The sequence below is a fragment of the Thermodesulfovibrionales bacterium genome (assembly GCA_035622735.1).
GTDB lineage: Bacteria > Nitrospirota > Thermodesulfovibrionia > Thermodesulfovibrionales > UBA9159 > DASPUT01.
The window spans coordinates 1-15,245 of the sequence record DASPUT010000116.1; the positions used below are offsets into that span (position 1 = coordinate 1).

Consider the following 15,245-nt stretch of genomic DNA (forward strand, 5'->3'; position numbering starts at 1 on the left):
CTCTGCCAATGGAGATGATTTCCGAGATCCTCTTGAGATCAACCCCCGGATCCTTGCCCGTAAAAAAACCCCTTACACCCTTACCGAATATATCGGGAGAGACGAGGTGTTCCATATCTACCGCATCAGCTCTTTAAACGCGGCCGGTAGCTTCTCTATGATGTCCGATGCTACAAGGGAGCGTTCACCTTTTTCATCAGCTGCCCGGTCTCCCGCTAGACCGTGAAGATAGACCCCGAGGAGAGAAGCGTCTAACGGCGTCAATCCCTGTCCGAGCAGAGACGATACCATGCCTGTCAGCACATCTCCTGTCCCACCGGTAGCCATGCCGGGATTCCCTGTGGTATTGATAAAGACCCTCCCATCGGGCTCCGCGATAACAGTCGGCACACCTTTCAGCACAAGATGAACCCCGGCATCTTTCGAGAAAGAGAGGGCCGTGTTAATCCGGTCCTTCTCGATCGCTCCAAGCTGGGTTGACAACCCCCTCCCCTTCTTCGTCTTGCCCAAGAGTCTTGCCATCTCTCCCGGATGAGGCGTGAGGATGACCGGTGCGAGCACATTCTTGAGAATGCCGGTGTTTCTTATGGAATTCAGCCCGTCTGCATCAATGACGAGCGGCGCACGCGAAGTGGTTAAGACCTTCTCGAGGATATTCGCCGTCTCACCCGAGACGCCGATTCCCGGTCCTATGCAGAGGACATCTGCCTTCTCCGACAAAAACTCGAGAATGATATCCGCGGCGTCCGAAGACAGACTCCCGTCGCCCCTGTCAGGCAGGGGAAGGGTCATCTCTTCGGTCACCCTCGACTGGAAGACATGCATGAGTGACTCCGGAACTCCCAGGGTGACAAGGCCCGAGCCAGTTCTCATACATGCCCTGGCAGCCATAAATGCGGCACCTGTCTTGCCCCTCGACCCGGCAACGATGAAGACGTGGCCATAGTCTCCCTTATGTGAATATGTATGCCTCTCGGGCACCAGGGCAGAGACCTCCCTTTTTTCCAACATGTTCACGTTCAGATTCTGTGATGTGAGGAGGTCTTCAGGGAACCCTATGTTCTCGATAAAGAGTCTGCCCGTGAGCTCGGCTCCCGGGTGGAGGAGGTGGCCCCTCTTGGGCAGACCAAAGGTTACGGTTTGTGCGGCCCTGACCGCCGTTCCCATCAGCTGCCCCGTATCGGAGGAAATGCCGGACGGGATATCAACGCTCACCACCGGCGCATCCGAGTCATTGAGAAAATGTATCGCCTTTGCTGTCTTCCCCACGACATCCTTGCTTAACCCTGTTCCGAATAATGCATCAACGACGACCGCGCTATGGAGATCCCTTCCCGTCATCCCGGCCCTCATCTCGATCGGCACTCCCATCCGCTTCGCTATCCTGAATTGTGAGAGGCAATCAGGGCTCAGCTTATCTTCCTCAGAGAAGAGAAGAACCTTCACATGCCGGCCCGTATTATATAATTCGCGAGCGGCAACGATCCCGTCACCGCCGTTGTTCCCCCCGCCACAGACGACAATGACCTTTCTCCCGGAATAGAGCTCCATGACCCGTGAGGCAACGGCAGTGCCCGCCCTTTCCATGAGAACATTTCCAGAGATACCGAATTTCCTGATCGTCTTTTCGTCGATATCACGCATCTCTTCTGCCGTAACAACTTTCATAAAGGCCTCCTCCTTAGCCTCAGGGAATTGCTCACAACAGATACGGAACTGAATGCCATGGCAGCCGACGCTATCATGGGATTTAAGAGAGGCCCCCCAAAGGGATAGAGGAGACCTGCCGCAACCGGTATGCCGATCACGTTATAGAAAAACGCCCAGAAGAGGTTCTGTTTGATCGTTTTTAGGGTCATCTTGCTCAATCGTATCGCTTCAACGACACTCCTCAGGTCACCCTTTATCAGGGTTATATCCGATGCCTCAATCGCGATGTCCGTACCTGTCCCAACCGCAAGCCCGACATCAGCAGCTGCAAGGGCAGGCGCATCGTTGATACCGTCTCCCACCATGGCAACGATCTTCCCTTCATCCCTGAGTCTCCCGATGACCTCCGCCTTCTGCTCCGGGAGGACATCGGCGAAGACCCTGTCGACGCCGACAAGTCTCGCAATCGCCTCGGCAGTCTTTTCGTGGTCACCCGTCACCATCGTTACTTCGATCTTCATCTCCCTCAGCATCTTGATCGCTTCACGGGAACCTTCCTTTACGGTGTCGGCAACTGCAAAGACGGCGACGACCTCCCTGTTCACGGCGATGAAGACCGGTGTCATGGCAGCCGAGGATATCCTTTCCATCTCGGCCTTCATGGGGGATATCTCGATCGCTTCTTTTTTCAAGAGCTGCTCATTGCCGATGAATATATGCCTACTATCGACCGTAGCCCGTATACCGCCGCCCGGTATCGCCATAAACTCCTTCGGTTCTTCGAGGGATATTCCCCTTTCTTCCGCTTTTTTGACAATCGCCTTTCCGAGGGGGTGCTCGGAAACTTTTTCGGCGGATGCGGCAATCTTCAGAACCTCATCTCTTTCGATACCCTTTCTCACGACGATGCCGACAACCTCGGGCTCGCCCTTCGTTATGGTTCCCGTCTTGTCGAGGACGATGACCTCTATCTTATGGGCGAGTTCCAAGGCTTCCGCATCCCTGATGAGTATGCCTTTTTCAGCGCCCTTGCCGGTCCCGACCATAATGGCTGTCGGCGTGGCAAGACCGAGGGCGCAGGGACAGGCGATGATGAGCACGGCTATGAAATTCATGAGCGCCAGCGTGAAGGAAGGGCCCGGTCCGAAGAGGTACCAGACAACGAAGGTAACCGCCGCCAGGGATATGACGGTCGGAACAAAAACTGACGCAACTTTATCGGCCAGTCTCTGTATCGGTGCCTTGCTTCCCTGCGCTTCTTCGACGAGCCGGATGATCTGTCCCAGGGCAGTCTCCCTGCCGATTCTCGTCGCCTGCATCTTGAAACTCCCGGAGGTGTTCACAGTCCCGCCGAAGGCCTTGTCTCCCGACGATTTTTCGACGGGGAGACTTTCGCCCGTGAGCATCGACTCGTCAATCGCGGAGTATCCGTCGAGGATTTCTCCATCAACGGGTATCTTCTCTCCCGGCCTCACGACAACGACATCCCCGAGGACAACCTCGTCGATAAAGACCTCCTTCTCCCTTCCGTCCCTCTGGACGATTGCGTTCCTCGGTTGAAGCCGCATGAGTCGCTTTATCGCTTCCGAAGTCCTCCCTTTCGCCTTAGCCTCGAGAAGCCTTCCGAGGAGAATGAGCGTGATGATGCTCGCAGACGTATCGAAGTAGACGCCGGGGGAGACGCCGCCTTTCAGAAACATCCCGGGGAAGAACGTCGCAAGAAAACTATAGATATAAGCAGCAAAGGTCCCGACCGTGATGAGGGTATTCATGTTCGTAGACGCATGCTTTATCGCGGACCAGGCCGCCCTGTGGAATCGCATGCCCGCCCAGAACTGGACCGGTGTTGCGAGAAGGAAAAGAACCTTCCAGTCCGACAGGAAAGGGATGTGCGTCATGCTCCCGATCACGATGAGTGCGGTGAGGACTGCGCTTATGATAAACCGCTTCCGGATGCCATGAAACTCCCTTTCCCTGCGGACCATCTCCCTGTCCCCATAGTCCTCGGTAATCTGTTCCGCAGAGTACCCGGCGTCGTGCACAACCCTTGCGAAATCGCTGAAGCCGACGATGGTAGGGATATATTCGACCGTCGCCTTTTCAGCAGCGAGGTTCACCGTCGCCTGAAGAACACCGGAAAGCCCATTCAATGCCCTTTCGACGGCGGCGGAGCAGGCCGCGCAGGTCATGCCTCTCACCGCAAAGTCGGTTCTGCTGCTCGAGATTCCGTACCCCTCCTCCTTTATCGCCGCGATGATCCTGTTCAGGTCGATGGGTGGCTCGATCTCGAGGGTCGCCTTCTCCGAAGCAAAATTCACCGACGCACGCTTCACCTCCTGCATCTTGCCGAGGGCATTTTCGACGGCTGCAGCGCAGGAGGCGCAGGTCATCCCGGTTATCGGCAGGTCGATCTTCTCCATGAAATCATTATAGCAAAAAAATATTGCCGGGCCTTAGACGAAAGGGAGTGTCTCTTACGGCAGGTGTGACTACGTCCTATATTCGGCGTTTATCCTCACGTAGTCTTCCGTGAGATCGCAGGTGAGGACTCTTGCAGAAGAATTGCCGATATGGAGATTGATGGTAATCCTGATCTCTCTCTGTCTCAGGACATCGGCCGCTTCTCCTTCCTTTCCGGTGGCGAGGCCACGCAGGACAATCCTCACCTTGCCGAAAGAGATGTCGGTCTTCTCTTCTCTCATCGAGATGCCCGAGTGACCGAGGGCCGCCATGATCCTTCCCCAGTTCGCATCGTTACCGTAGATGGCGGTCTTTACAAGGAGGGAATTGGCGACGGAAAATGCCGCCTTTTCCGCATCTCTCGTGTTCTTCGCATTTCTCACCTCTATCTCCACCAGCTTCGTAGCGCCTTCACCATCTCTCACGATCATTCTGCTGAGAGCGGATGTCACGTCGGAGAGCGCCCGGACAAACTTCTTGAAGTCCGCCGAGCCTTTCTCCACCGTCTCATTCCGTGCCATGCCGTTTGCCATGACGAGAACAGTGTCATTGGTAGACCTGTCACCGTCAATGGTTATCTTGTTGAAGGACTCCCGAACGGCGAGGCTCAGGGCAGCGTCGAGGGCCGAACGGGCAATGCGTGCGTCCGTAAGAATGAAACAGAGCATTGTCGCCATCAGGGGAGAAATCATCCCCGCCCCCTTGCATAAGCCGGTGATCGTAACGGTCCTATCAGCAAGCTTGAGCCTTCTGCTCACGACCTTCGGAAACGTGTCGGTCGTCATGATCGCTGCGGCAACATCGTCCACTGTAGATTTCCCCAGACCCTTTGTGAGCTTGGGAATCACCGGCCGTATCCGTCCCATCGGCAGCGGGGTTCCGATAACACCAGTGGAGCAGACATAGACACCCTTCATATTGATCCCGAGAGCGCACGAGACCAGTTCGGTCATCTCCAGGGCGTCTCTCATCCCCTCTTCGCCCCTGCAGGCGTTGGCATTGCCGCTGTTCACAACAATCGCCCTACCCCTGCCGCTCCGAATCCTCTTCATGTCGAGCTTCACGGGAGCCGCCTTCACCCTGTTCGTGGTGAAATTGCCGGACATGACGGCCTCTTGCTCGGAAAAGATAAGGGCGAGGTCCTTCCTTCCCGGTTTCTTGATGGCTGCTTCAGCAGCCGAGAAGAGATAACCCTTCGGCGTCATCGCGTTCTCTTTACCCATTTGCGGATTCTCCTATGAGGAAAAAGATTAAGACTAACATACTGTAAAGTGGTCCTTTTTGCAATACTGCTCGCCTCTCCCCTAAAGCGGCCCTGCTGGGGCGTCGCATCCCGTCATCCTTATGCCATAAAGTCTCAAACTCTCTTGGTTATTCTATTGACAGCGGAAAGGCCATACTGCTATAACTATAGCACGGTGATTCAAAAGACAAAAAAGATATGGATGGATGGCGAATTTGTCGATTGGGACAAGGCGAATGTGCACGTCCTTACCCATTCGCTCCATTACGGTCTCGGGGTATTTGAAGGCATACGATGCTATAAAACGAAGAAAGGCCCAGCGATCTTCAGGCTCAAAGAGCATGTGAAGAGGCTTTTCGGCTCCGCCCGCATTTTCTTACTCGATATGCCTTTTACACTGAGGGAGATAGAACAGGCTATCGTCGAAACGGTCAGAATCAATGGGGTAAAGGAATGCTACGTACGTCCCTTGGTGTACATAGGGTACGGTGCGATGGGGCTCTATCCGAAAGAAAACCCGGTAAGGGTATCGATCGCTGTATGGCCGTGGGGCGCATACCTCGGAGAAGAGGGGATCAGCAAGGGGATCAGGATCAAGGTCTCGTCGTTCATCAGGAACCATGTCAACTCCAACATGACGAGGGGCAAGGTCTGCGGCTATTACGTCAACTCCCAACTGGCGAAGAAGGAGGCGATTGCCTGCGGCTATGATGAAGCCATTCTGCTTGACACGGAGGGCTATGTGTCGGAAGGAAGCGGAGAAAATGTGTTCATGGTAAGGAACGCAATGCTCAAGACCACACCCCTCACCTCGATCCTTGAGGGCATCACAAGGGACAGCATCATTGAGATAGCTCGCAACGAACGCATCCAGGTCATGGAAGACCGGTTTACCCGGGATGAGCTCTATATAGCGGAGGAGGCGTTCTTAACCGGCACGGCCGCGGAAGTAACGCCGATCAGGGAAATTGACGGGAGGATTGTGGGGGACGGGAAGCCGGGCAGAATCACGAAAAGATTGCAATCGCTGTTCTTTGATGTCGTCACCGGCAAGAACAAGAAGTACGAATCCTGGCTGACCTACGTTTAGATCTGGTTGCCAAGAACAAACCCTGAGCGATAGGATCCACCCTGCTTGTTTCATCGAAAAAGGAATGCCCCTTGCCTTCATTATCGGATTTCACGAGGCACTGACGAACGATCACCAGCCCGTCTTAACAGCGGCCATTACGGATCGAAACCCGACATTTGATTGTTGCAGAGTTCGAGTCGTCATCCCCACATGATAGAAACCGTGGATGCCCGATCCCATCAGTCCGAAGACCGCTGTGTTCTCTTGCCTTAATTAAGATATAATATGGGTATAACGTCAGAGCTTCTCATTATACAATCATCCGCAAAAGCACAGGAGACGGGAGGTCGAATGAAAGTGAATACCATTACATGGTTCGCAGCTTCTTTGGTGCTGATCATTGCATCGGCGACAGCAAGTGTGGCACAGAGTCCCCAGGATGCGGGATGGCCCCGTCAACGAGTCGAAAACGGGAATGTCCTTGTTACGTATCAGCCTCAGGTTGACGATTGGAAGGACTTCCGCGAGTTGGACTGGAGGATGGCCATCGAGCTCACTCCGAAAGCTGGCAAAACGGCGGTGGGTGTCGTCGAACTGCACGGCCAGACAACCGTCGACAACGAAAACAAGATGGTCTTGATCGATAATCTGAATATCAAGAAGACCTATTTCCCTTCTCTCGATCCGGCAACCTCCGCGCAGATGGAGCAATTGCTCAGGACTTTCCTGCCGCCGGCCGTTACGATCACCATGCATCAGCTGGTGGCGGCAGTCCCCAAGAAGGAGTCGGTGTCGGGCGTGCAGCTGAAGAGCGACCCGCCTGTGATCTTCGTCAGCTATAGGCCGGCAATCCTTCTCGACATAGATGGTCAGCCGGTCCGCGCGCCAATCCAGAAGACCAAACTGGAATATGTGGTCAACACTCATTGGCCGCTTCTCTTCGACACGCAGAGCTCCATGTTCTATCTCCTTGTGGGTGAGCAGTGGCTGTCGGCAGCCGCACTGGATGGCTCCTGGTCGGTCGCAGCGAAGCTGCCGAAAGATATGAAGAAGCTGCCGAAGGAGACGCAGTGGGCAGATCTTAAGAATTTTATCCCTCCGCCGTCTGCAAAGCCCGACGCGGTAGTCCCGACGGTCTTCTACAGCACGAGTCCGGCTGAGATCATACTCCTTGACGGTAAGCCGACATATGCACAAATTCCGGGGACCCAGCTCCAGTACGCCACGAACACGATGAGCTACCTTTTCCTTTATACCCCGACAAACCAATATTACTATCTGACGGCAGGCCGCTGGTTCAGCGCTTCAAGTCTGAGCGGCCCGTGGACGTTTGCCACGCCCAACCTGCCTGCTGACTTTGCTCGCATCCCGGGTAACAGTCCGGCCGCCCAGGTGCTCGCCTCCGTTCCCGGGACTGAGGAGGCCAAAGACGCCGTGCTCATGGCACAGATTCCGACAAGGGTGACCGTGAATCCGGCTGCTGCGGCGGCAGCTGCCAAGGTGACATACGACGGTGCTCCTCAGTTCGCGCTCATTCAAGGCACATCTCTCTCATACGCCACGAATACATCACAAAAGGTGATCAGAGTCGGCGACCTCTATTACCTCTGTCTTCAGGGCATCTGGTTCGTTTCCGCCAATCCGCAGGGCCCCTGGCAGACCGCCGAATCAGTTCCCCAGGTGATATACACGATCCCTCCGAGTTCACCGGTTTACAACGTCACGTATGTGACCCAAACCACGGTCCCTGATGGTTACGTGCAGGCCAGCTACACAGCCGGATACATGGGCGCGTTTGTGATGGGTGCCGCCACGGGAGCGGTCATTGCTGGAGGGACCGGCTACTATTATCCCCCTTACGTCGGTATGTACGGCGGGTATGGGTACCCGGCTTATTACCCTACACCTTACACTTATGGTGCCGCGACTTATCACAACCCGGCCACGGGGGCTTACGGCGTCTCGCAGACAGCGTACGGTCCCTATGGCTCGGCAACAAGAACAGCTTCATATAACCCTTACACCGGCACGTATGCCCGGACCGCCTCTGCTTCCACGGCCTATGGCAGTGCCGCTGTCGGGCAGGCGTATAATCCTTACACCGGAGCGTATGGTGCTACAAAGCAGGGCTCAAATGCTTACGGTTCATGGGGCAGTTCCGTAGTTTCGAAGGGCGGCCAGACAGCCTACACGCAACATTATACGACTGCTCAGGGATCGGTCGGATCGGTGCAGACTACCTCCGGCGGGAAGGCAGCTGGCGCGACTACCGCTTACGGCAACACTGCCGCGGCTAAGACCGCAAGCGGCAATATGTATGCGGGCCACGACGGGAATGTTTACAAGAACACCGGTTCGGGCTGGGAAAAATATAGCAATGGCAGCTGGAATAGCGTGCAGAAGCCCCAAGGGGCCGGGCAGGAAAAACCTTCGTCCTTCGGTCAGTCGGGAGGCAGCGAAGAGATGAAGGGGCTGCAGCAGGAAGCGGAGAACAGGCAAAGGGGAGCAGAACAGAGCCAACGCTTCCAGCAGTCGCAACATTCCGAGAGCGGCGGTGGAAGGAGCTGGGGCGGCAGAGGGGGAGGAGGAGGAGGCGGTCGTCGGTAACGAAGATTCAGCCGTACCGCTTTGCGTCGGTCCTGATTACGCCTCTGGATGAAGATTGCGTTACGCTTCGACTCGTACGGAAAGCACGGGATTCTGAAAGATCCCGCTACTATTCGTATCCCTTTTTCGTGACGGTTATGATAGCGTACGCCGGTTCGCTGTCTTCAAAACCGTTGTTTACAATAAGCTTAACCTTATAGGTCCCAACCACATCAGCACCAAAAGAAGCGTTGGGACCACTATATAAGAGAGTGGCTGAACTCTCCTTGGGTTTAGAGACCAATTCCCACTTAAAGATGAGGGAAGAGGACCTCCCTCGAGGATCATAACTGAAAGAACCATCGAGGCGAACCTTGTCCAAAGGATGGACATTGAAGTTTCCTTCGATGTTCGCAACCGGATGCTGGACGCCCTCATGAAGCACGGTTCTTATATCCTGAGCACCGAGCTGCGCAAGACCGAAAATCGCGATCACCGCCAAAATTGAACAGACCATTCCGAATCTCATTAAGGGGTATTCGTTATGTTGTTTCTTCATCGGTATTCCCTCCCTTTCTTTTTTAATCTTATCATATTCTCATTCTTAGCGGAATCGTGATTCTCGAAAAAAGAGAGAAGGGTTCAGGCTTGCGATCTTGCACGCTGAGGTTAGTTCCGGAATGGCGGGGATGGCAGAGAACCTCGAAGCTGCTTACTCGGGGCAGCACCTTGCAATTGAGTTGTTCCCGGATGGAAGGAATAGAGAAGTGCCCGCTGTCTCGTCTGACTCTTCCGGTACCGAAACCGGTCTGCCGATGGAGGATGATAGGATTGCACGGATGAAGCAAGAAAGGCCCGGAGGACGGGCCTTTCTCTTGAGTCTTGAATTATTTCTTGTGGCACTTTCCGCAGTTAGCGGCATCTTTCGATGCAAACGCCTTCGTGCCGTTGTGACACTCGCCGCAATTCTTGCCGGCGTTCATCTCTTCCATCGTTATCTTCGTGCCGCCCTTCTTCATCGGGAATATCTTCGTATGACAGTCATTGCATTTGAGGCCCTTATCGGCATGGGCCTTGCCGTCAAAAACGACCTTCCCTGCCGGGCTGTCAAACTCGACGGTCTTCCCAGGAGGAACCGCCATGGCGCTGCCGATGAACATTACAGCAACCGCCATCGTCAACAGAATTGTAAAAACCTTCATTCTCTTTCACCCCCTTTCTTCGAAAATCCGATGTCCTGATGACATCTTTAAATGAAAGAAAAAGCAAGAACCATACCATCAATTACCATACATAAAATCAGGCAGGTTTCTGTTCTCCATGCAACATGCACCGATCCTAACGAACCATTTAAGGAAACTTCTCCCTTTTTAGGAAGAAAAAACCGGTGACAAAACTATAATCGATTTCCGGAAGGGTGTCAACCCCCTCAAGGCAAAAATGGGGAATGTTCCGGATAACTCCCCATCCCTTCACAGCCCCGCCGGATCTTTCCATCGCTGATGCCTCCGCTGCCGAGCGATTTTCCCTCCTCTTGGTACTCACAAAAAGAATTTCCTCTTGACATTGTTTCCTATATATGGTATTAAAATGATGGTCATATATTATTGAACGGGAAGGAGGTGACACGAAATATGAAGAGGATTATAGCCCTGTTACTTTCATTATTGCTGATAGCAGCGTTTGCGCTTGCTGTTGGTTGCCAGAAGGCTCCGGAGAAGCCCGCAGAGGCACCGGCACCAGCTCCTGCACCGGCTCCTGCGCCAGCACCGGAGAAACCTGCAGAGGCACCGGCTCCTGCGCCAGCTCCTGCACCAGCTCCTGGCAAATAGTGTTTTAAACATTTCAGGGGTGGGAAACCACCCCTGAAGAACTTTTTTCGGAACATGCTGTATCGAAATGCTGTATTCCTTCATGAGAGTGGGTCAACCACTCTTTTGTTTTATATATGGATAAAAATGTTGAACGGAAGATTCAAGAAATTGCAGCCGCGGTAGCAGAAAACCTCGGCTTCGAGGTCGTTGACGTAAGCCTCCTCGGCAGCGGGAGGAGAGCCCTTCTCAGGATCACGATCGACAGGGAGGGCGGAGTCACCCTTGGGGATTGCGAGACATTCAGCAGGAGGTTTGAGAGTTTCATGGACGTTGAGGATCCTATATCGAGATCATATACCCTGGAAGTCTCTTCTCCGGGGCTCGACAGGCCCCTGAAATCGCTGGATGACTTTAAGAATAATATCGGGAAGCTGTTACGGGTTACTACGAAGGAAAAGATCGAGAACCAGAGTTTCTTCAGGGGGAGACTGAGGGAGGTTGCGGAAGGCATTGACGGCAGCATTGTGACCCTCGTCATAGAGGAGAAAAAGGGTGAGCCCCTGGAGATCGCTATACCATACAGCTGGGTATCGAAGGCTCAACTCGAGATAGAGGTAAAATAATATGACAAAAGAACTCTGTTTCATTATAGAGCAGATGAGCAAGGAAAAGGGGATACCGAAAGATACGCTCCTCAAGACGCTTGAGTCGGCACTGCTCTCCGCTGCACGGAAGCGGTACGGCGGCAGAACGAACGTTAATCTCAGAATCGACCCGAAAACCTGCCACATCACTGTTTTTGAGACGAAGAGGATCGTGGAAGAAGTTGCGGACAGCAATGAAGAGATATCCGTCGAAGACGCAGCGAAGGACTTCCCGGGTAAGACGGTGGGCGAGGAGGTCGAATTGCCCCTGCAGTTCCAGGACTTCGGAAGGATAGCCGCACAGTCGGCAAAACAGGTTATCTTGCAACGGGTCCGCGAGGCGGAGCGAGATGTTATCTACAAAGAATTCAAGGATAAGGTCGGCCACGTCGTCAGCGGACTCGTGACGCGCAAGGAAAAGGGCTTCTTCTACCTTAACATAGGCAAAACAGAGGCGGTGCTCCCCCAGAAGGAGACGCTCGTCGCAGAGAATTTAAAGAGAGGCGACACGGTAAGGGTTTACATAGAAGACGTGAGGATTACCCCGAAAGGGCCGGTCATCATCCTCTCGCGGACGAACCCTAAGTTCGTCATGGAACTCTTCAGGACAGAAGTGCCTGAGATAGCCGAAGGGCTTGTCGTCATAAAGAACATCGTTCGCGAGCCGGGAGAACGGACAAAGATCGCGGTCTACTCCAAGGACCCCTCCATCGACCCGGTAGGTGCATGTGTCGGCATGAAGGGGACGAGGGTTCAGTCCATTGTCCGTGAGCTGAGGGGAGAGAGGATCGATATCATCCCCTGGACGGATGATCCAAGGATACTCCTCTCGCGCGCGCTGAGCCCGGCATCGGTCGACAGGATCGGTATTAACGAGGAAGAGAAAACAGCGATGGTGATCGTGAATGACCAGCAGCTCTCTCTTGCTATCGGGAAAAAGGGTCAGAATGTGAAACTCGCGATGAAACTCACCGGATGGGATATCGACATCATCAGCGAATCGGAATACTCGAAGATGCGGATGGAAGAGACGGAGAAGACAGCCCAGGAGAGCGGACAAAAAGAAGCTCCTCAAGAAGACGAGAGCGCGGCAAAACCCGAAGATTCCCCGGAGTAACCGTTACCCCCCGCGATGGATAGGGACCCCTCGGAAATCCCGGTCCAGTATATAAAAGGCGTCGGCCCCCAGCGGGCCAAGCTCCTCAACCGGCTGAAGATCGGAACCGCCGGCGATTCCCTCTATTACCTCCCCTACCGGTACGAAGACAGAAAGAGCATAAAGAAGATCCGTGAGCTGATCTGCGGCACAAGAGAGACGGCGGCAGGCACGATCGTCTCATCGGAGATCATCCATCTTCCGAGAAGCAGATACAAGATCTTTGAGCTCGTAATTTCCGATGGAACCGGCACCTTAAAGGGAAAATGGTTCAACCAGCCTTACATGAAAAAAAATTTTGCGGTGGGCCGGGAAGTTATCCTGAGCGGTGTCGTGAGGCAGAACACATACCGGGGAGCAGGGTTCGAAATGGACAAACCCGAATACGAATTCATCGATGACGACACGGAGAACCTCATCCATACATCAAGGATTGTTCCGGTATACCGTACGACGACCGGCCTGAGCTTGAGAGTTCTCAGGTCCGTTATATTCTCTGTTTTACAGACCCTGCCGGGGCAGATCGTTGATCCCATTCCCGGAGAAATACTCGCGAGGAATGGCCTTCCCGGATTACAGGAGAGCCTTGTAGGTGCCCATTTCCCTCCGCCTGAGGCTGACATTGAGGATCTCAACAGGGGAGCGTCGGATCACCAGCGAAGACTCGCCTTCGATGAACTCTTCTGCCTCGAAATCGGTATCGCCGTCATGAGGAAGAGCGAGACGAGGGTGAAGGGTATCAGATTTGACCCCCAGGGCGGATTGGTCGGCAGGCTTCTCGAGAAACTCGCTTTCAGATTGACCACAGCGCAGGAAAGGGTCTTTGGGGAGATCCTCCGGGACATGAAGCAGCCCCATCCAATGCACAGACTGATCCAGGGAGATGTCGGCTGCGGAAAGACGATCATAGCCCTCATGGCCTTGCTCACGGCTGTTGAGTGCGGTTACCAGGGCGCGCTCATGGCACCCACGGAGATCCTTGCAGAGCAGCACTATATAAGCATGCATGCCTTGGTTGAAGACCTCGGTCTCCGCGTATCTCTCCTCACGGGAGGAAAGAAGGAAAGACCCTTAGAAGAGATAGCATCGGGAGAGATCGATCTCGTCGTCGGCACGCATGCCCTCATACAGGAAGGGGTTCGTTTTAAGAGACTCGGGTTTATCGTCATAGATGAGCAGCATCGTTTCGGTGTCATGCAAAGGGCGGCGCTCCGAAAAAAGGCCGGTAACCCCGATGTGCTCGTTATGACAGCAACCCCGATCCCAAGGACCCTCGCCATGACAGTTTATGGCGACCTCGACTATTCGGTAATCGATGAACTTCCGCCCAACAGGACACCTGTCATAACACGGCTCTTTCATTCTCATGAGAAGCGCCTCATCTATGAAACAATCGCTTCGGAAGTCAGGAAAGGACGGCAGGTATATGTCGTCTATCCGGTTATCGAGGAATCGGAGAACTCAGACCTGAAATCGGCCATCCTCGGCAAGACCGCCCTTGAGAGGATATTTCCTGATTTCAGGACTGCGCTTGTTCATGGTAAGATGAAGACTGGTGAGAGGGAAGCGGCCATGGCTTCCTTCAAGAAGCGGGAGGTCGACATCCTCGTCTCCACAACGGTGATAGAAGTGGGTGTCGACGTTCCGAATGCAACCATGATGCTCATCGTCCATGCCGAGAGGTTCGGACTCTCACAGCTCCACCAACTGAGAGGCAGGGTCGGCAGGGGGAGCCAACAATCGCACTGCTTCCTGCTGGCCTATGAACCCTGCAGCGAGGAGGCAAGGAAACGGCTCGCCATCATGGTGAGAAGCGGCGACGGCTTCCGGATAGCAGAAGAAGACCTTGCGATCAGGGGGCCGGGTGAGTTCTTCGGCACAAAGCAGTCGGGGATGCCCGACCTGAAGACCGCCGACATCATCAGGGACGTCAGGCTTCTTGAGATGGCGCGGAAAGAGGCATTCCGCCTGGTCGACGATGATCCTGAACTCAGGAAATCTCCGCTTTTAAAGAAGACCGTTGAGAGATTCTGGGAAGGGAAGGTAGCGTTATTCAAGACAGCGTAAAGGGGGATGACCGCGATGTGGAAAAAGATTAAGAGCAATCTCGATGGGGGCATCGAAAGGGTGAAATGGCTTTCATCGCTGTTGAGCGACCGGATGAAGATAGAGATCTCCGTGGTAAAGCTCCTCTATCAGTCGACGGAGATGGAGAGGAAGCGTGCAGAACTGATGAAGATCGTCGGCGAGAGGGTCTACGCGCTGAAAGACGGCCCGGACAAGATGTTGAAGGACCCTGTCATCACAGAGACGCTCAGCAGGATCGAGGCCCTCGATGCAGAGATAGAGGATGTGAAGAAGAAAGCATCGGAGATTAGCAAGGCAGAGGCATGACCGCAGCTTATATCTTAGCCTTTCTCCTCGGCTCCATAATCGGGTCATTTCTGAACGTCTGTATCTTCAGGCTGCCGAGGGATATATCGCTCGTCAAACCCTCTTCTCGCTGCCCGTCTTGTGACACGCCCATTAAGCCCTATGACAACATCCCTATCTTCAGTTTCCTGATGCTTGGAGGACGGTGCAGGTACTGCAGGGCGAAGATATCACCGCGGTATCCTCT

12 protein-coding genes are annotated in these 15,245 nt (G+C 54.1%); 7 read left to right on the top strand and 5 right to left on the bottom strand.

Features of this window, described 5'->3' with window-relative positions:
- Window positions 1–117: 117 nt before the first annotated feature.
- The 3 genes from VEI96_06605 to argJ form a co-directional block, all read right to left on the bottom strand.
- Window positions 118–1,668, bottom strand: coding sequence for an NAD(P)H-hydrate dehydratase (locus VEI96_06605; GenBank protein ID HXX57653.1), 1,551 nt, complete (start codon window positions 1,666–1,668; stop codon window positions 118–120).
- Window positions 1,665–4,070 (bottom strand): heavy metal translocating P-type ATPase, encoded by a 2,406-nt coding sequence (locus tag VEI96_06610; GenBank protein ID HXX57654.1) that lies wholly within the window; start codon window positions 4,068–4,070, stop codon window positions 1,665–1,667. The genes VEI96_06605 and VEI96_06610 overlap by 4 nt, the downstream gene beginning before the upstream one ends.
- A 69-nt stretch (window positions 4,071–4,139) precedes the next feature.
- Complete coding sequence (argJ, locus tag VEI96_06615) at window positions 4,140–5,333, bottom strand: bifunctional glutamate N-acetyltransferase/amino-acid acetyltransferase ArgJ (GenBank protein ID HXX57655.1); 1,194 nt, start codon at window positions 5,331–5,333, stop codon at window positions 4,140–4,142.
- Window positions 5,334–5,528: 195 nt separating this feature from the next.
- Between argJ and VEI96_06620 the strand changes: the two genes are divergently transcribed.
- On the top strand, window positions 5,529–6,443 hold the full coding sequence (locus VEI96_06620; protein ID HXX57656.1) for a branched-chain amino acid transaminase: 915 nt from the start codon (window positions 5,529–5,531) through the stop codon (window positions 6,441–6,443).
- 333 nt (window positions 6,444–6,776) lie between these two features.
- Window positions 6,777–9,032, top strand: coding sequence for a hypothetical protein (locus VEI96_06625; protein ID HXX57657.1), 2,256 nt, complete (start codon window positions 6,777–6,779; stop codon window positions 9,030–9,032).
- A 109-nt stretch (window positions 9,033–9,141) separates the two neighbouring features.
- Here VEI96_06625 and VEI96_06630 read toward each other — a convergent pair whose 3' ends face one another.
- Together VEI96_06630 and VEI96_06635 are read right to left on the bottom strand one after the other, a co-directional pair.
- A complete protein-coding gene (locus VEI96_06630) occupies window positions 9,142–9,570 on the bottom strand; it encodes a hypothetical protein (protein HXX57658.1) in 429 nt (142 codons plus the stop codon).
- A gap of 328 nt (window positions 9,571–9,898) precedes the next feature.
- Window positions 9,899–10,213, bottom strand: coding sequence for a cytochrome c3 family protein (locus tag VEI96_06635; GenBank protein ID HXX57659.1), 315 nt, complete (start codon window positions 10,211–10,213; stop codon window positions 9,899–9,901).
- A gap of 746 nt (window positions 10,214–10,959) precedes the next feature.
- Here VEI96_06635 and rimP point away from each other — a divergent pair.
- From rimP to VEI96_06660, 5 genes are all read left to right on the top strand, one after another.
- Window positions 10,960–11,448 carry a ribosome maturation factor RimP gene (gene rimP, locus VEI96_06640; protein ID HXX57660.1) on the top strand — a complete coding sequence of 163 codons (489 nt, stop codon included), beginning with the start codon at window positions 10,960–10,962 and terminating at the stop codon, window positions 11,446–11,448.
- A 1-nt stretch (window position 11,449) separates the two neighbouring features.
- Complete coding sequence (nusA, locus tag VEI96_06645) at window positions 11,450–12,586, top strand: transcription termination factor NusA (protein HXX57661.1); 1,137 nt, start codon at window positions 11,450–11,452, stop codon at window positions 12,584–12,586.
- A gap of 15 nt (window positions 12,587–12,601) precedes the next feature.
- The gene (gene recG, locus VEI96_06650) at window positions 12,602–14,692 is read left to right on the top strand and encodes an ATP-dependent DNA helicase RecG (GenBank protein HXX57662.1); all 2,091 of its coding nucleotides are present in this window, start codon (window positions 12,602–12,604) and stop codon (window positions 14,690–14,692) included.
- A gap of 15 nt (window positions 14,693–14,707) precedes the next feature.
- Entirely contained in the window at window positions 14,708–15,019 is a 312-nt protein-coding gene (locus VEI96_06655) for a hypothetical protein (GenBank protein HXX57663.1), read from the top strand.
- Window positions 15,016–15,245: prepilin peptidase (locus VEI96_06660; protein HXX57664.1), on the top strand; the 230-nt coding region annotated here is incomplete at its 3' end. The genes VEI96_06655 and VEI96_06660, both read left to right, overlap by 4 nt.